Here is a 17,146-nt window from a genome sequence, read left to right on the forward strand (position 1 = left end):
CCGGGAGGCGGGGCGACAGCGAATCGACAGCCGTGTTTTACGTCCGCCCGACCGCCGACGCGACAGCATCGCCGCACGGTCTGAACAGCATGTGCCACGGGGCCGTACCTCTCGGCAGATCATCACGCATCCACCCCGGAAGGGAACCCCAGCATGACCAGCGCATCGTTTCACCGCCCCGCAGGACCGGCCCGCCGCACCGTCGTGACGGCGGCCGGAGCAGCGGGGCTCACCGCCGTGCTGGCCGCCTGTGGAGGCTCGGACGAGGACACGTCCGGCGACACCGGCACCGCTCCGTCGGCCTCCGGCTCCGAGGGGGCGAGCAGCGGTGGTTCGGGCGGTGGCGAGAACGCCGGGGCCGGAGCCGCGCTGGCGGCGACGGCCGACATCCCCGAGGGCGGCGGGAAGGTCTTCCCCGACCAGAAGGTGGTCGTCACCCAGCCCACGGCGGGCGACTTCAAGGCGTTCTCCGCCACCTGCACCCACCAGGGCTGCGCGGTGCAGAAGGTGGCCGACGGGGTCATCAACTGCCCTTGTCACAACAGCAACTTCTCGATCACCGACGGCAGCGTGCAGGGCGGTCCCGCACCCAAGCCGCTGCCCGCCGTGCAGATCACGGTCAGCGGGGACTCGATCCAGCTCGCCGGATGACCGTGACGCAGCGCCGGGGCCGCCGGATCATGATGACGCCCGGCGAGCTGGAGGCGTTTCTCACCGCGCAGCGCACCTGCCGGGTCGCCACGGTCTCCGCCGGCGGGACGCCGCACGTCAGCACCCTGTGGTTCGTGTGGGACGGTGCCTCGATGTGGCTCTACTCGGTGGTGCGCAGCCGGCGCTGGACGGACCTGCGGCACGACCCGCGGGTGGCGGTCGTGGTGGACACCGGTGAGGAGTACGACGAGTTGCGGGGCGCGGAGCTGTCCGGCCGGGTGGAGTTCGTGGGCGAGGCTCCGCGCACCGGTGAGCTGTGCGCGGAACTCGACTTCCCGGAGACGCTGTTCGCGCGCAAGAACTTCGGCCTCCAGGAGATGCCGCACGACGGCCGCCACGCCTGGCTGCGGCTGACGCCGGAGAAGATCGTCTCCTGGGACTTCCGCAAGCTGGGCCCGGCGTAGGCCGGCCCGGGGCGGGCCGACGCCGCCGCCCGATGCGGGCGGCGGCGGACCCGCGGCCGGAGAGGTGAGCCGGGGCGGGCCGCCGAGCGGCGCCGAGTCCGCCGGCGGCGTCCCCCGTCGGCGTCCCCCGCCCGCTCTCGCGTCAGACGTGGCTCCCCGGCGGCCCCGCCCCCGGCCCCACGGCCGCGGCGACCGCCCCGGCCAGGGGCCCGATGTCGTCGTCCGTCAGCGTCGAGACGGTGATCCGGATGCCCGGCGGGGCGCCGAGGCGGAAGCGCGCGCCGGGGGCCACCGCCCAGCCGGCGTGCAGCAGGCGGGCGACGGCCCCGGTCTCGTCCGGCACCGGGATCCACACGTTCAGGCCGCTGCGCCCGTACCCGGTGATCCCCCGCGCGTCGAGGGCGTCGAGGAGCCCGTCCCGGCGGTGTCCGTACGCCGCGGCGACGGCGTGCGCGTCCACTCCGTCCTCCGACCACAGTCGGGCCACGGCCCGCTGGGTGACGTGGCTGACCCAGCCGGGGCCGAGCCGCTGCCGTCCGCGCACCCGGTCGAGCGTGACCGGGTCCCCCGTGAACACGGCGAGCCGCAGGTCGGGGCCGCACGCCTTGGCGGCCGAGCGGATCAGCGTCCAGCTCTGCGTCGTACCGGCGAGGGGGTGCAGCGGGAGGTCCACGATGCGGTGGCCGTGGTCGTCCTCGACGAGCAGGGTCGCGGGGTGGTCCCGCAGCACCGCCCGCAGGGCACGCGCGCGGGTGGGGCTCAGCGCCGCGCCCGTCGGGTTCTGCGCCCGGTCCGTGACGACCAGGGCACGGGCGCCGGACTCCAGGACCCGGCGCACGTCGCCGGGGAGCGGCCCCTCGTCGTCGACGCCGACGGCGACCGTGCGCAGGCCCAGCGCGGGGACGAGGTCGAGGAGGCTGCCCCAGCCCGGGTCCTCGACGGCGACGGTGTCGCCGGGCTTGAGGTGGGCCGCCAGTACCCGTTCCATGGCGTCCAGCGATCCCGACGCGACGGCCACGGGTCCGTCCGGCACCCCGTCGGCGTCGAGTTCGGCCCGCGCGACGCGCGCGAGGCCGGGGTCCACGGGCGCGTGCCCGTAGAGCACGGGGTCCCGGTCGCCCTGCTCGGCGGCGGCGGCGAAGACCGGGCCCAGGGCGGGCAGCAGAGCCGGGTCGGGGTTGCCGTCGGAGACGTCGCGCACTCCCTCGGGCACCTCCACCCGGATGTACTCGCGCCCCGTGGTGGCCGGCTTGGCGCGCACGCGGCTGCCCCGGCGCCCGGCGGTCTCGATGACCCCGCGCTCACGCAGGGTGCGGTAGGCGGCGGCGACGGTGTTCGGATTGACGCCGAGCCGCTCGGCCAACTCCCGCATGGGCGGGAGCGGTTGCCCCGGCTCCAGCTCTCCCGCCCCCACCGCGCGCTCGACGCTCGCGGAAATCTCCGCTGCGCCCCGCCCTGTGATCCGATACTCTCCTAGCACAAAGACGATTATGCACTAGTGCAATGGAGAACGCCATGCGGGACGCCGCCCAGGAGACCACGCAGCCGCCGTCGCAGCCCACGGCCGCCTACCGGCCCACCGACCGCACGGTCCCCACCCGCTCCCCCGACCGGGCCTCGTACGACAGGGAGCTGGTGCACTCGATACTCGACGAGGGCTACGTCTGCCATCTCGGCTTCGTGCGCGACGGCGCCCCGGTGGTGCTGCCGACGCTCTACGCCCGGGTGGGCGAGCGGCTGTACGTACACGGCTCGACGGGTTCCCGCCCCCTGCGCATGACCGGCGCGGCCGACCCGGGGCTGCCGGTGTGCCTGACGGTGACCCATGTGGACGCCCTGGTGCTCGCCCGCTCGGCCTTCCACCACTCGATCAACTACCGGTCGGTGGTGGCGCACGGCACCGCGTACGAGGTGACGGACCCCGAGGAGCGCCGCACGGCCCTGGACGCCCTGGTCGACCAGGTGGTGCCCGGCCGCTCCCGGGACTCCCGGCCGGCCAGCAGGAAGGAACTGGCCGCCACCGCCGTGATCCGCCTCGACCTCGACGAGGTGTCCGCCAAGCTCCGCACCGGCGGCGTCAACGACGAGCCCGAGGACCTCTCCCTCCCCCACTGGGCCGGTCTCGTCCCGCTGCGCAAGGGGTACGGCGCTCCGGTCGCCGACCCGGGCCTGGCCCCCGGCACCACCGTGCCCGACTACCTGCCGGCACGGTGACGCCACGGGCCCCCGGCGGTCAGGCGGGCGCGGACCGGGTCCGTGCCTGCCGGGTCTCGGCCACCGCGAGCCCCGCGACCGAGCCCAGCATCAGCAGGGTGCCGGCCAGGGTCGCCGCCGTGAGGTGCTCCCCGAGCAGCAGGACGGCGAGCGCCGCCGCGCTGACCGGCTCCAGGAGCATGATCACGGAGACGGTGGCGGACCGGACGACGGCCGCCCCGGCGAAGTAGAGCCCGTAGGCGAGCGCGGTCGGGACGGCGGCGACGTACGCGAGGAGCCACAGCAGCCGAACCGGTTCGGCGGTGTGCGGCACCAGCCCCTCGGCCAGGGCGAGCGGCAGCAGGCACAGGCTGGTGACGGCGAAGGCGCCCACGGACGTGCTGGCGGCGTCGGCCCCGCCGTCCCGCCCCCACCAGCGGGTGAGCAGCGTCATCACCGAGTACCCGGCGGCGGACAGCAGGGCCAGGAGCACGCCCGGCAGCCGGACGGTCGTCCCGCCCCCGCCGAGGACGAGCACCCCCAGCCCGGCGAGCGCCCCGGCCACCGCCGTGAGGCCGCCCGCGCCCAGGTGCTCGCCCAGGGTCAGCCGCGCGCCGAGCGCGATCAGCACGGGTCCGGCGCCGAGGGTGACGACGGTGGCCACGGCGAGCCCGGTGGACTGCACCGCGGCGAAGTAGGCGGTCTGGAAGACCGCGAGACCGAGACCGGTGACCAGGGACCGCCGGGCCCTGCGGGCGAACGGCTCCCGGGTGCTCCGGCGGCAGGCCCGGTCGTCCGGTCCGCCGTTCACGGCCGTGCGCACCCGCCGGTGCAGCGGACGCGCGGCGAGCAGCAGGACGAGCCCGACGGCGCAGCGCCAGAAGGACAGGGCGACGGGCCCCATGTCGCTGGCCCGGTAGACCAGTGAGGCGGCGGCACCGGCGGTGCCCCAGGCGACACCGGCGACGATCAGATAGAGGAGGCCACGCCCGACGGGCAGGCCGGAGACGGCATTCGGCACGAGTTCTCTCCGCAGACGCGCACGAGGCGCGGAAGTTCGGAGCGGCCCCGGAACGGCCGGGGGCGCACGGACCGCGTCTGCGGGCGGCACTGTCCGGCCCGGCGACGACACGCCGGGCTGGTGCCCCTGTCGGGGCACTGGTCAGGGGCCCGCCTCAGGCGGCCGGAGGCGGCAGAACGCACGCGTCGGAATGCATGATCAGCACCCTAGGCCGCCGTCCCCCGGCCGGACAACTCCCTTTCCGGTCCCCCGCTCGCCACGGGGTCCGCGGAGCCCTTCGCGGGCGTCGACGACTGCGCGATGAAGGCGCCCGCCAGGACCACGACGCCGCCGACGATCTGCGGGGCGGACAGGTGCTCGCCGAGCAGCACCCAGGCCAGCACGGTCGCGATGACCGCTTCGAGGCACGCCACGACCCCGGCGACCTGCGGCGACAGACGGCGCACGGCGACGATGCCGGTGACGTAGGCGAGCACCGTGGAGACGAGCACGACCCAGGCCAGCAGCAGGGCGGCGGCGACGGGGGTGCCGTCCATGCGGGCGGAGCCGGCGAGGAGGGACCAGTCCATGGACCAGGGGCGGGCGACGACGGTGAGCACGGCGGCCCCGACGAGCAGTCCGTAGGCGATGACGCCGAGCGGGTCGGGGCTCTCGTCGCCCGCGTCACTGCCCTGGTCGGACAGGACGAAGTAGCCGACCTGGCAGCAGGCGGCGCCGAGGGCGAGCAGGACTCCGACGGCGTCGAAGCCGAGTCCGGCCCACACCTCGACCACGCAGGCCAGGCCGCCGACCGCGAGGACCACGCCGAGCGCGGCGGCCCGGGTCACCGGCCGCCGCTGCACGAACCGCACCCAGCCGAGCACCAGGGCGGGCGCCAGGTACTCGATGAGCAGCGCCACGCCGACGGGGATGCGGGAGATCGAGGCGAAGTAGCAGGCCTGCACGCCGGCCACGGCAAGCAGGCCGTACCCGGCGAGCAGCCCCGGGCGGCGGCGGAGCAGCCCGCGGTGGCGCACGGCGAGCGGCAGCATCACCAGGGCGGCGCCGGCCACCCGGAGCCAGACCACGTGGAGCGGGTCGAGGCCCGCCTCGATCAAGGGCTTGGCCGCGACCCCGGAGCCGCCGAAGGCGAACGCGGACGCGAGCGCCAGGCCGAGCCCGGCACCCTTGCCACGGCCGCCCCGGACGCTGTCAGACGTATGCACGGCCACATGATGACAGGGGTCGACATGACCGTCACCCCCAATGACACCTGTCTCACCGACTGGACGTCCCGCACGGCTCGCGTCGCGTACGGGGCCCGCACGGTGGGCACCTCGCGTCACGCGCACGGCCCGCCCGCGCAGAACGGGGACCCGCTCAGGGCGCCGGTTCGAAGTGCTGCTCCACGCGGGCGAGCACGGTGGGCGGCTCGACGGCGGCGCGGGCCAGCACCTCGACGGCGCGCGCCTGCGGGTCCGCGACCAGGGCGGCGAGCAGGTCGACGCCGCAGGCACGGGCTGCCCCGCGCCGCGCGGCCCGCGCGCAGGCCTCCTCCGTCGCCGCCGCTGCCAGCGGCGAGAAACCGGCGGCGCCGGTCACGACGGGTACGGCGCCGGAGTCCTCGACGGCGCTCTGCCAGCGCAGGCCGTAGCCGATGCTGCGCTGCACGAGGTAACCGAGCAGCCTGGCGATCCGCGGCCCGTCCCCGAGGACGGACCGCACCTCGGGATCGGACTCCAGGAGTGAGTGGAGCAGGTGGGCCGTGTCGATCTGCCGGTCCCCGTCCCGGACCGCCCTGCGGCGGGCGCCGGAGACCGCCGCGGCCAGGTCCGCGTCGAACCGGTCGTCGAGGTCGGCGCCGTCCGGGCGCGGACCGTCTTGCTCACCGGCCGACTGCCGGGGGATACGGGGTTGCACATCTCCCAGCCCATCAGTCCCGCCCGACCGAGTCATCCCCGAGGGGGAGCATTTCGGCGTCCCACACAGAGTGGACCCGTCCGGCCGGAATCTCCTCCTTACGGATGAGATCAAGCCGTATGGCCACGCACGGCATCCCGCACGGGAAAGTGCCCCGCGGAGCGTTCCGCGGGGCACTTCGGGGTCGGCGCCGTGCGGCGCTCAGTCCTCGTCGGCGAGGATCAGGTACAGCTTCTTGCGGGCGTCGCCGATGACGGCGAGCGCCTTCTCCCGCTGCTCCTTGCTGCCGGTCTTCCAGACCTGGCCGAACGCCTCCATCAGCCCGAAACCGGCCTGCCGGACATCGTTCAGCGCCTCCCAGTCGACCCCCTTGGAGGCATCCTCCCAGGGCGCCTCCGGGCCCTCGCCGGCCGCGGTGCGGCCCTCCTCGGTGAGCGCGAAGAGCTTCTTGCCGCCCTCGCTCTCACTGGCGATCAGCCCCTCGTCCTCCAGCAGCTGGAGAGTGGGGTACACCGAACCGGGGCTGGGCTTCCACGCGCCGCCGCTGCGTTCGGCGATCTCCTGGATCATCTCGTAGCCGTGCATCGGCCGGTCCTTGAGCAGGGCCAGGATCGACGCCCGTACGTCGCCGCGCCGCGCCCTCCCCCTGGGACCACCGCGCCCTCGGCCGCCCCAGGGGCCGCCGTGACCGAAACCGGGCCCGAAGGGACCACCGGGACCACCCGGGCCGCCCGGCCCGAAGGGGCCGAAGGCCGCACGCCGGCCCTCGAAGTCACCGCGTCCGAAGGGACCACCCTCGCCGCGGCCGTGTCCACCGTGTCCGTGCTCGTATCCGTGGGTACGCATCGCCATCACTCCATCCAGTCGTTGACCTAACGCGACTCTAACGCGATGCCTCAACGATATATCGGAACCTGTCGAATGCCAACCCCCTTCTGCGTGCCGCATCGTCCCGGGCCTTCCTCTGGCTCCCCACCGGCTTTCCACCGGCTTTCCACCGGCCCAGGCAACCGTCCCCGCCCGAGGCGGAGACCGGTGCCCCGAGCAGGGAGGGCGGGCGGGCCAGCGACCGGGGATTGGCCTTGGCCCCCGGCCCGGGGCAGCCGCTAGCGTCGGGGCATGCGCATCCGAATAGTCGACGCCTTCACCGACCGTCCGTTCGCCGGCAATCCCGCGGGGGTGCTGCTCCTGGACGCCTTCCCGGACGACGACCGCCTCCAGCGGGTCGCCCTCGAGGTCAATCACGCCGAGACCGCGTTCGCCCACCGCCTGCCTCCCGGCGGCGAGGCCGACTGGGCGCTGCGCTGGTTCACACCGGTCACCGAGGTCGCGATGTGCGGCCACGCGACCCTCGCCACGGCGCACGTCCTGCACACCACAGGCGCCCACGAGGGGCCGGTGCGGTTCGCCACCCGCAGTGGCGTGCTGTCCGCGACGCCGCACGAGGACGGCTCGCTCACCCTGGACTTCCCGACCGCGCCGCTGACCCGGGTCGAGGCCCCGGCCGGTGTCGCGGAGGCGCTGGGCGCGGAACCGCAGGCCGTGTGCGACACCGGGGAGAACGTCGGGGACCTGCTGGTGGAGGTCGCCGACGAGGAGACCGTGCGCGGACTGACGCCGGACCACAAGGCGCTGGCCGCCCACTCCGCGCGCGGTGTCGTCGTCACCGCCCGCGCGGAGGACCCCGCCCGGGGCTACGACTACGTCTCCCGCTGCTTCTTCCCCAACGTCGGCATCGACGAGGACCCGGTCACCGGCAGCGCCCACACCGCCCTCGCGCCCTTCTGGTCCCAGCGACTGGGCCGGGCGACCCTCACCGGCCTCCAGGCCTCACCGCGCTCCGGCCGGGTCCGCACGGAGCTGCGCGGCGCCCGCACGCTGCTGAACGGGCACGCGGTGACGGTGATCGAGGGCGAGTTGCTGGCCTGACTCCGGCCCGGCGGCCGACGGCCCGCCCCGCGGACACCGTGACGGCCCGACCCGCGTTTCCGTGGCGTCCGAGCCCGCGGTCTCCGTGGCGGCCGGACCGGACCCGCGGCGTCCGTAGCGCCGGGCCCCGGCCGACGGCTCCCCCGCGTCGCCGTCGCCGTCTGCTTCTCCGTCAGGCCGTCGGCAGCCAGTCCACCTTCCCGGCCAGCAGGGCGTAACCGACGAAGGCTCCGATGTCGAGCAGCGAGTGCGCGACCACCAGCGGGCCCACCCGGCCCCAGCGGCGGTACAGGTACACGAACACGACGCCCATCACCATGTTGCCGATGAAACCGCCAATGCCCTGGTAGAGGTGGTACGACCCGCGCAGCACCGAACTGGCCGCCAGCGAGGCGCCCGCGCTCCAGCCCAGCTGGTCGAGCCGCCGCAGCAGGTAGCCGACGACCAGGACCTCCTCCAGGACGGAGTTCTGCAGCGCCGAAAGGATGAGGACGGGGTACTTCCACCACACGCCGGGCAGCGACTCGGGCACCACGGTGAGGTTGAAGCCGAGGCCGCGGGCGGCCAGGTAGAAGGCGATGCCGGTGCTGCCGATGACGGCGGCGACGACGGCCCCGCGCCCCAGGTCCGGCCACGGCCGGGTGCGGTCGAAGCCGAGGGTGCGCAGGCTGTGTCCCTCGCGCAGCAAGAAGTGCGCCACGAGGGCGACCGGGACGAGCGCCGTGGTGATGCCGAAGAGCTGCCAGGCCAGGTCGAGCCAGGGCCTGCCGGGCGCCGCCGAGGAGTTGAGGGTGGCCGCCTGGTCCTTGAGCCCGCCCGGGCGGGTGACCGAGCCGATGAAGCTGATGAGCGCGGACACCCCGCTCGCGCCGAGCGAGAGCGCCAGGACCAGCAGCGTCTCGTCACGCAGGATCCGCCGTGCGGGCCGCTTGCCGGCGACCGGCCCCCCGCCGGCGGGGTCGCGCGAGAGCGCGCCGTCCATCGAATCGTCCACCGGACCTGCCTCCGCCATGCACACCTGCCTCCAGCCGGGACGTCACAGCTTGCCCGATGGGCACGGGGTGGCGCGCGGCGGGGGCGCTCCGAGCGCGGCGGCGCAGGGGCGGCTCCGGCGCTCCGGAGCCGCCGCGGCGGCGGTCAGCCCAGCGGTGCCGGCTGGGGCAGACCCACCGGCCACAGGTGCACGGGGTCCCCCTCGCGCATCAGCTCGGTGTACCGGCGGGTCGTCGCCGCCAGCGCGGCCTCCCGGGACAGGCCGGCCTCCAGCGCCCGGTGGAACGTGGCCGCCTGCCAGGACGCGCCGTTGACCCGGCGCCGGCACCGCTCCTCGATCACACCGAGGTACAGGTCCCGGTCGGCGGGCTCCACCCCCCACGCGTCAAGGCCCGCCTCGGCGAGCGGCAGCAGTTCGTCGCGGACGAGGACGGCGGCGTCGACCTCGGTGGTGCCGCCGAGCCGGCCGCGCCGGGGCCACTCGAAGCGGGCGTCGATGCCGTGGCGGCACGCGGCCTCGAAGTTGGCGGCGGCGGCCTCGAACGGCAGCCTCGTCCACACCGGCCGGGGCTCGTCGGCCAGCGCACGCACGACGCCGTAGTAGAAGGCGGCGTTGGCGATGACGTCGGTGACGGTGGGCCCGGCGGGCAGGACGCGGTTCTCCACCCGCAGGTGCGGGGCGCCGTCGGCGATGTCGTAGACGGGGCGGTTCCAGCGGTAGACGGTGCCGTTGTGCAGGACGAGTTCGGCAAGCGTGGGCACACCGCCGGCGTCCAGGACCTCCAGCGGGTCCTCGTCGTCGCAGATCGGCAGCAGCGCCGGGTAGTAGCGCCGGTTCTCCTCGAAGAGGTCGTAGGCGGAGCTCACCCAGCGTTCCCCGAACCAGGTGCGCGGCCGCACGCCCTGGGCCTGCAGCTCGGGCGGACGGGTGTCGGTGGACTGCTGGAACAGCGGGGGGCGCGACTCCCGCCACAGCTCGCGGCCGAAGAGGAAGGGCGCGTTGGCACCGACGGCGATCTGGGCGGCGGTGACCGCCTGGGCCGCGTTCCACACGTCGGCGAAGCGGTCCGGGGTGACCTGCAGGTGCAGCTGCACCGAGGTGCAGGCGGCCTCGGGGGCGATGGACTTGGAGGTGCAGGTCAGGCGCTCGACGCCCTCGATGTCGAGGGTGAAGTCCTCGCCCCGGGCGGCGACGATCTGGTCGTTGAGCAGGGCGTAGCGGTCGACGGCGGAGAGGTTGGAGGAGACCAGGTCGTCTCGGTCGAGGGTCGGCAGAATGCCGATCATCGCGATACCCGCGTCGACCTCGCCCGCCTTGCGGTCCGCATATGCCAGGGAGGTGCGGATCTCCTCGGCCAGCCGGTCGAATACCCGGCCGCCCAGCCGATGGGGAGCTATGTTGACTTCCAGGTTGAACATGGCGAGTTCTGTTTGGAAGTCCCGGCTCGCGATCCGTTCGAGGACTTGCGCATTCAACATTTTCGGCATCCCGTCGGCGCCGACGAGATTCAATTCGATCTCCAGCCCCATCAGGTTCTTCGGGCGGTCGAACCGCTTCTCCGCCAGAAGACGCTCCAGGCCGGTCAGGCACCGCTGGAGCTTCTCGCGGTAGCGCTGGCGATCGGACAGGTCGAACTGACCTGCCACGACCTTCTCCCCCATGGAAGAGTCCCTTCTCGGAGCGTCGGTACGGAGGTCCGGCCGTCGGCGACCGGTCAGGGTGGATGATGCCCAGCCGAAGCGATCGATAACGTCCCCGCGCGGGCCCGGCACCCACTACGCTGTGCCGATGTGACCAGTGGCACATTCACCGGGCATGCCGGAACGCGGTTTCCGCACTCCGAACAACTCGTGAAAAACGCCGACGACAATTGGCCGACCGCGTGGTGAACGTTCCCCGAGGTCACCGTCGTACACCTGGTCCGGAATCCGGGAGGATTCCCACATATCGACGACATATTAACGACCGAATACAGCCTTGTAACGGTAACCGGAATCGGCTACCCGAAACCCGGTCTGAACATATGTCGTATAAACTCCGCGGACAAGGCAGAAGACCGGCGCCCACGGTCGAAGGATCCCGCCGTCGAGCTGACGCGCGGCAGACCTCACCCACTTCTCGGTTCCCGGGCCCCGGCCCCTGCCTTCCCAGCCCCGTGAGCTGACAGCGTCGTCCGCCCCGCCCCGCCCTCGCGCCACCGTGCCTTCGAATGAGAGGCGACCCATCATGCCCTTGCGTGTGCCCCCGGCCCCCGCGCCCGCCCTGCGTTCCGTCCTCACCGCCCTCTCCTCGCCCACCGCGGTGCGCGAGGCGCGGACTCCCGCCCTGCTCCGCGCCCAGGGCCCGCTCACCCCCGAACTCCCCCTTCCGGTCCACGTCCTGGACCGGATCACCGCGGAGGGCGTGGCGGTCACGCGACTGACCGGGTGGCGGTTCCTGATCCACTGCGGCGACCGTGCGGTGGCGGCGGCCGAGACCGTCCTGACCCCCGACGGCTGGGCGTTCTCGCACTTCTTCGAGGGCCCCTACGTCGCCTCCACCGGGCTCGCGCTGCGGCAGGCCGAGTCGGTCCCGCAGACCCACCAGCCGCGTCTGCTGTCCGTGCCCGAGCTGTACATGCTCACCCTGTGGCTGCACGAGGACCGCGCCGCGGACGCCGCCGCCGGACACCCCGGACCCACCGACCTGCTGGTGCCGCTGGCGCCGGCCCCGCCGGGCATCGCCGCCCACCGGCCGCACCGGGTCGCCGACCTGCTGCCGGTCCTCACGCACCGGACGGCCCCGACCCGGCTGCTGGGCTCCCCGGCCTGAGCGTCCCCCTCACCACCCGCGCGGACTAGCCCTATCCGGCCATGCCGAACCACCCGAAGTGACAGTGCAGTTGGACTGAACCGTCCGCGCGGGTGACGCGTCATGAACCTGTGAGAAGCGGTGCTGCGAAATACCTGCGGATCGACGCCCGTGGGGCAACACTGGGTTCGGACCGACTTAGACAACGGGGGGCGGCCATGAACGAAGCTTCACGCCGCGGGACAGCCAAGACCGGGACAACGACCTCATCCGTCATCACAGACCGAGAGACCCCATCCATGTGCCAGCACCAGTCACCGTGCCCCTCAGCCGACTCCGCCGACCGGGAGTCCGCCCGCCTCGTGGCGCACCACCCGGAGCAGGGCTGGAGCCTGTTGTGCAACGGCGTCGTCCTCTTCGAGGACACCGGTGAGCTGCTGCCGGACGGTCAGGTCATCGCCCCGCACCGCCCCGTCGGTGCGGGGCTGATCACGGCCGCCTGATCATCCGCCGGGCGAGCGGCGCCGCTCGCCCGGTGCACTCCGGGGCCGGACCGCAGTCACGCTGCGAACCGGCCCCGACGCGTGTCCGGCCCCGGACCCGGTCACGTATCGTGGCGTGACGTGGCGTATCCGGCACGGCCGACGCGTGCTCCAACGCTCAGCTCTTCCGCAGGAGTTGCTTGAGGGCGACGTTCAGTTCGAGGACGTTCACCGTCGGCTCACCGATGAAGCCGAGCGTCCGGCCCTCGGTGTGCCGGTCGACGAGTTCCCGCACCCGCGCGACGGTCAGGCCGTTCTCCCGGGCGACCCGGCGGACCTGCAACTGGGCGTACCGGGGGGAGATGTGCGGGTCGAGCCCCGAGCCGGAGGAGGTCACCGCGTCGGCCGGGATGTCGTCCCGCTCGACGGGACCGCCCGGCACGGAGTTGTCCCTGATGACGGCATCCTGGGCGGCCCTCACCTGCCTGACCAGCTCCGGGTTGTCGGCGGCCAGGTTGGTCGCGCCGGAGACGATCAGCCGGTACCGGGTGTTGAGGGTGTTCTCCCCCAGTCCGTTGGCCGGCCGCCCCTGGAACCACTTCAGGTCCGGTTCGGGAGTCTCCTGGCCCGGCTTGAGCGGCAGGTTGTACGACTGTCCGATCAGCGAGGAACCCACGACACGTCCGTCCGCCGAGACCTGGGAGCCGCCCGCCTGGTCGGGGAAGAGGGCCTGGGCGGCGCCCGTCACCGCCAGGGGGTAGGCCACGCCGGTGACCAAGGTGAGTACCAGCAGGGCCCGCAGGCCGACGGCGAGCAGCCGCGCGGTGTTCGATACCGAGTTGTTCATGACGGTCAGCCGATTCCGGGTATGAGGGACAGGAGCAGGTCGACGGCCTTGATGCCGAGGAAGGGCACGATCAGCCCGCCCAGGCCGTAGACCGCGAGATTGCGGCGCAGCATGCGGTCCGCGCTCACCGGCCGGTACCGCACCCCGCGCAGGGCGAGCGGCACGAGCACAACGATGATCAGCGCGTTGAAGACGACCGCCGACAGGATGGCCGAGTCCGGCGAGGACAGGCGCATGATGTTGAGCTTGTCCAGTCCCGGGTACACCGCCGCGAAGAGCGCCGGGATGATCGCGAAGTACTTGGCGACGTCGTTGGCGATGGAGAACGTCGTGAGCGCCCCGCGCGTGATCAGCAGCTGCTTGCCGATCTCCACGATCTCGATCAGCTTGGTCGGGTCGGAGTCGAGGTCGACCATGTTGCCGGCCTCCTTGGCGGCCGAGGTGCCGGTGTTCATGGCCACCCCGACGTCGGCCTGCGCGAGCGCGGGGGCGTCGTTGGTGCCGTCGCCGGTCATCGCGACCAGCTTGCCGCCGGCCTGCTCCCGCTCGATGAGCGCCATCTTGTCCTCGGGCGTGGCCTCCGCGAGGAAGTCGTCGACGCCCGCCTCGTCGGCGATCGCCTTGGCCGTCAGCGGGTTGTCGCCGGTGATCATGACGGTTCTGATGCCCATGCGCCGCAGTTCCTCGAACCGCTGCCGCATGCCCTGCTTCACGACGTCCTTGAGGTGGATCACCCCGAGGACCCGGGCCCCCGCCCCGTCCGCCACGGCGACGAGCAGCGGTGTGCCGCCCTCCTCGGAGATGCCGTCGGCCAGCCGCGCCGTGTCCTCGGCGACCTCGCCGCCGAGCTCGCGGACCCACGCGGTCACCGCGCCGGCCGCGCCCTTGCGGATCCGCCGCCCCTGGACGTCGACGCCGGACATCCGCGTCCGGGCGGTGAAGGAGATCCACTCGGCGCCGGTCAGCTCGCCGCGGTGCCGTTCGCGCAGTCCGTACCGCTCCTTGGCGAGGACGACGACCGAGCGGCCCTCGGGCGTCTCGTCGGCCAGCGAGGACAGCTGGGCGGCGTCTGCCAGCTCGCCCCCGGTCGTGCCGCGCACCGGTACGAACGCCGCCGCCTGCCGGTTGCCGAGCGTGATGGTGCCGGTCTTGTCCAGGAGCAGCGTGGAGACGTCGCCGGCGGCCTCGACCGCGCGGCCCGACTTGGCCAGTACGTTGCGCTGCACCAGGCGGTCCATGCCCGCGATGCCGATCGCGGAGAGCAGGGCACCGATCGTGGTGGGGATGAGGCAGACCAGCAGCGCGACCAGGACGACCAGCGACAGCCGGGGGCCCGCGTGGCCGGCGAACGGCGTCAGCGTGGCGCAGGCCAGCAGGAAGACGACGGTCAGCGAGGCCAGCAGGATGTTCAGCGCGATCTCGTTCGGCGTCTTCTGCCGGGCGGCGCCCTCGACGAGGCCGATCATCCGGTCGATGAAGGTCTCGCCCGGCTTGGTGGTGATCCTGACGACGATGCGGTCGGAGAGGACCTTGGTCCCGCCGGTCACGGCGCTGCGGTCGCCGCCCGACTCCCGGATGACGGGCGCGGACTCACCGGTGATCGCCGACTCGTCGACCGAGGCGACGCCCTCGACGACGTCGCCGTCGCCGGGGACGACGTCTCCGGCCTCGCAGACCACCAGGTCGCCCACGGCCAGGTCGGCGCCGGGGACGGTGGTGCCGTCGGCCCGCCGTGCGACGGCGTCCGTCTTCGCCCGGCGCAGGGTGTCGGCCTGCGCCTTGCCGCGGCCCTCGGCGACGGCCTCCGCCAGGTTGGCGAAGAGCACGGTCAGCCAGAGCCAGGCGCTGATGGTCCAGCCGAACCAGTCCCCCGGGTCCGTGAAGGAGCAGGCGGTGGTCAGCACCGAGCCGGCCCACACCACGAACATCACCGGCGACTTGACCGTCGCCCGCGGGTCGAGCTTGCGGAACGCCTCGGGCAGCGCGGCGAGCAGCCGCGCGGGTTCGAAGAGCCCACCGCCGACACGTCCGGCGACCGCCGCCCGGCCCGCTGCGGGGCCGCCGCGCGGCGCCGGGCCGTCCGCGGAGCCCGGGACCGCGGGCGCGGGGCCGTCCGTGGTGCGGTACGCCGAGTGGGACGTAGACGGGGAGAGGGCATCGGACTTCGGGTCGGACATGGCGTCCTCGTGCTTCCGGGTACGGGCGGTCATCACGCCAGTCCTTCCGCCAGCGGGCCCAGGGCCAGCGCCGGGAAGTAGGTGAGACCGACGATGATCAGGATCGCGCCCACGAGCAGGCCGGCGAACATCGGCTTCTCGGTGCGCAGGGTGCCCGCGGTGACCGGCACCGGCCGCTGTCCGGCCAGCGATCCGGCCAGGGCGAGGACGAACACCATCGGCAGGAACCGGCCGAGCAGCATCGCGAGCCCGGTCGTGGTGTTGTACCAGTCGGTGTTCGCGTTCAGTCCCGCGAAGGCGGAGCCGTTGTTGTTCGCGGCGGAGGTGAAGGCGTACAGGACCTCGGAGAAGCCGTGGGCGCCGGGGTTGAGCATCGAGTGCGGTGGGGTGGGCAGGGCCAGGGACAGCGCGGTGAAGACCAGGACCAGTGCCGGGGTGACCAGGATGTAGAGGGCCGCGAGCTTGATCTCGCGGGGGCCGATCTTCTTGCCGAGGTACTCCGGCGTGCGGCCGACCATGAGCCCCGCGACGAAGACCGCGACGACCGCCATGATCAGCATGCCGTAGAGCCCGGAACCGACCCCGCCCGGCGCGATCTCCCCCAGCATCATGCCCAGCAGGGTGATGCCGCCGCCCAGTCCGGTGTACGAGGAGTGGAAGGAGTCGACGGCGCCGGTGGAGGTCAGCGTCGTGGTCACCGCGAAGATCGAGGAGCCGCCGATCCCGAAGCGCAGCTCCTTGCCCTCCATCGCCCCGCCGGCCGCCTGCAGCGCGGGACCGTGGTGCGCGAACTCGGTCCACATCATCAGGGCGACGAAGCCCGCCCAGATGGTGGCCATGGCGGCGAGGATCGCGTACCCCTGACGCACCGAGCCGACCATGATGCCGAAGGTCCTGGTGAGGGCGACCGGGATCAGCAGGATCAGGAAGATCTCGAAGAGGTTGGTGAAGCCCGTCGGGTTCTCGAAAGGGTGGGCGCTGTTGGCGTTGAAGTAGCCGCCGCCGTTGGTGCCCAGTTCCTTGATGGCCTCCTGCGAGGCGACGGCCCCGCCGTTCCACTGCTGCGAGCCGCCCATGAACTGGCCGACCTCGTGGATGCCGGAGAAGTTCTGGACGACCCCGCAGGCGACGAGCACGAGCGCCCCGGCGACGGCCAGCGGCACCAGCACCCGCGTGACTCCGCGCACCAGGTCCGCCCAGAAGTTGCCCAGCTCGCCGCCGCGGGTGCGGGCGAAGCCCCGGACGAGGGCCACGGCGACCGCCATGCCGACCGCCGCGGAGACGAAGTTCTGCACGGCCAGACCCGCGGTCTGCACGACGTGGCCCATCGTCTGCTCGCCGGAGTAGGACTGCCAGTTGGTGTTGGTGACGAAGGACGCGGCGGTGTTGAAGGCCTGCGCGGGCGCCACCGGGTCGAAGCCGAGCGAGCCCGGGAGGACTCCCTGGAGGCGCTGGAGCAGGTAGAGGAAGAGGACGCCGGCGAGGGAGAAGGCGAGCACGCCGCGCAGGTACGCGGGCCAGCGCAGCTGCGCGTCGGGATCGGCACCGATGCCCTTGTAGATCCACCTCTCCACGCGCCAGTGCCGGTCGGAGGAGTAGACCCGGGCCAGGTGGTTGCCCAGCGGGACGTGCGCGACGGCCAGGGCGCCGACGAGGGCCGACGCCTGGAGCAGGCCGGCGGTTGTGGGACCCATGGCGG

At 73.3% G+C, this 17,146-nt stretch carries 16 protein-coding genes; 6 read left to right on the forward strand and 10 right to left on the reverse strand.

What is annotated here, in order from left to right; genetic code table 11:
- Nucleotides 1-153 precede the first annotated feature (153 nt).
- Nucleotides 154-651, forward strand: coding sequence for a Rieske (2Fe-2S) protein (locus IG94_RS0126495; RefSeq protein ID WP_031042242.1), 498 nt, complete (start codon nt 154-156; stop codon nt 649-651).
- Entirely contained in the window at nt 648-1,115 is a 468-nt protein-coding gene (locus tag IG94_RS0126500) for a pyridoxamine 5'-phosphate oxidase family protein (protein ID WP_031042245.1), read from the forward strand. Before IG94_RS0126495 ends, IG94_RS0126500 begins: the two co-directional genes overlap by 4 nt.
- Nucleotides 1,116-1,257: 142 nt before the next feature.
- Here the strand turns inward: IG94_RS0126500 and IG94_RS0126505 are convergent, their stop codons facing one another.
- Nucleotides 1,258-2,595 (reverse strand): aminotransferase class I/II-fold pyridoxal phosphate-dependent enzyme, encoded by a 1,338-nt coding sequence (locus tag IG94_RS0126505; protein ID WP_031042248.1) that lies wholly within the window; start codon nt 2,593-2,595, stop codon nt 1,258-1,260.
- A 35-nt stretch (nt 2,596-2,630) separates the two neighbouring features.
- Here IG94_RS0126505 and IG94_RS0126510 point away from each other — a divergent pair, with 35 nt between their 5' ends.
- The gene (locus tag IG94_RS0126510; protein WP_031042251.1) at nt 2,631-3,329 is read left to right on the forward strand and encodes a pyridoxamine 5'-phosphate oxidase family protein; all 699 of its coding nucleotides are present in this window, start codon (nt 2,631-2,633) and stop codon (nt 3,327-3,329) included.
- Nucleotides 3,330-3,348: 19 nt separating this feature from the next.
- Here the strand turns inward: IG94_RS0126510 and IG94_RS0126515 are convergent, their stop codons facing one another.
- The 4 genes from IG94_RS0126515 to IG94_RS0126535 form a co-directional block, all read right to left on the reverse strand.
- Nucleotides 3,349-4,329, reverse strand: a complete 981-nt coding sequence (locus tag IG94_RS0126515) for a DMT family transporter (protein ID WP_031042254.1) — start codon at nt 4,327-4,329, stop codon at nt 3,349-3,351.
- Between the two features lie 206 nt (nt 4,330-4,535).
- Nucleotides 4,536-5,540, reverse strand: a complete 1,005-nt coding sequence (locus IG94_RS0126520) for an EamA family transporter (RefSeq protein WP_031042257.1) — start codon at nt 5,538-5,540, stop codon at nt 4,536-4,538.
- A 148-nt stretch (nt 5,541-5,688) separates the two neighbouring features.
- Nucleotides 5,689-6,228, reverse strand: coding sequence for a Clp protease N-terminal domain-containing protein (locus IG94_RS0126525; protein ID WP_031042263.1), 540 nt, complete (start codon nt 6,226-6,228; stop codon nt 5,689-5,691).
- A 201-nt stretch (nt 6,229-6,429) separates the two neighbouring features.
- The gene (locus IG94_RS0126535; RefSeq protein ID WP_031042265.1) at nt 6,430-7,074 is read right to left on the reverse strand and encodes a PadR family transcriptional regulator; all 645 of its coding nucleotides are present in this window, start codon (nt 7,072-7,074) and stop codon (nt 6,430-6,432) included.
- A 273-nt stretch (nt 7,075-7,347) separates the two neighbouring features.
- Between IG94_RS0126535 and IG94_RS0126540 the strand changes: the two genes are divergently transcribed.
- A complete protein-coding gene (locus IG94_RS0126540) occupies nt 7,348-8,157 on the forward strand; it encodes a PhzF family phenazine biosynthesis protein (RefSeq protein WP_031042266.1) in 810 nt (269 codons plus the stop codon).
- 172 nt (nt 8,158-8,329) lie between these two features.
- Here IG94_RS0126540 and IG94_RS0126545 read toward each other — a convergent pair whose 3' ends face one another.
- Together IG94_RS0126545 and IG94_RS0126550 are read right to left on the reverse strand one after the other, a co-directional pair.
- Nucleotides 8,330-9,139 carry a CPBP family intramembrane glutamic endopeptidase gene (locus IG94_RS0126545; RefSeq protein ID WP_052410860.1) on the reverse strand — a complete coding sequence of 270 codons (810 nt, stop codon included), beginning with the start codon at nt 9,137-9,139 and terminating at the stop codon, nt 8,330-8,332.
- Nucleotides 9,140-9,294: 155 nt separating this feature from the next.
- Nucleotides 9,295-10,812, reverse strand: coding sequence for a glutamate-cysteine ligase family protein (locus IG94_RS0126550; RefSeq protein ID WP_031042269.1), 1,518 nt, complete (start codon nt 10,810-10,812; stop codon nt 9,295-9,297).
- Between the two features lie 565 nt (nt 10,813-11,377).
- Between IG94_RS0126550 and IG94_RS0126555 the strand changes: the two genes are divergently transcribed.
- Both IG94_RS0126555 and IG94_RS0126560 read left to right on the forward strand, forming a co-directional pair.
- Entirely contained in the window at nt 11,378-11,962 is a 585-nt protein-coding gene (locus IG94_RS0126555) for a hypothetical protein (protein WP_031042272.1), read from the forward strand.
- A 278-nt stretch (nt 11,963-12,240) separates the two neighbouring features.
- Entirely contained in the window at nt 12,241-12,444 is a 204-nt protein-coding gene (locus IG94_RS0126560; RefSeq protein ID WP_031042275.1) for a DUF5999 family protein, read from the forward strand.
- Between the two features lie 157 nt (nt 12,445-12,601).
- Here IG94_RS0126560 and IG94_RS0126565 read toward each other — a convergent pair whose 3' ends face one another.
- From IG94_RS0126565 to kdpA, 3 genes are read right to left on the reverse strand one after another with little or no spacing between them, the layout of a single operon-like run.
- The gene (locus IG94_RS0126565) at nt 12,602-13,270 is read right to left on the reverse strand and encodes a potassium-transporting ATPase subunit C (RefSeq protein ID WP_031042280.1); all 669 of its coding nucleotides are present in this window, start codon (nt 13,268-13,270) and stop codon (nt 12,602-12,604) included.
- Between the two features lie 5 nt (nt 13,271-13,275).
- Nucleotides 13,276-15,480 carry a potassium-transporting ATPase subunit KdpB gene (kdpB, locus tag IG94_RS0126570; RefSeq protein WP_031042283.1) on the reverse strand — a complete coding sequence of 735 codons (2,205 nt, stop codon included), beginning with the start codon at nt 15,478-15,480 and terminating at the stop codon, nt 13,276-13,278.
- Entirely contained in the window at nt 15,480-17,141 is a 1,662-nt protein-coding gene (kdpA, locus tag IG94_RS0126575; RefSeq protein ID WP_031042286.1) for a potassium-transporting ATPase subunit KdpA, read from the reverse strand. Before kdpA ends, kdpB begins: the two co-directional genes overlap by 1 nt.
- Nucleotides 17,142-17,146: the final 5 nt, after the last annotated feature.

The sequence above is a fragment of the Streptomyces olivaceus genome, assembly GCF_000721235.1.
In the GTDB taxonomy this organism is placed as follows: Bacteria; Actinomycetota; Actinomycetes; order Streptomycetales; family Streptomycetaceae; genus Streptomyces; species Streptomyces olivaceus.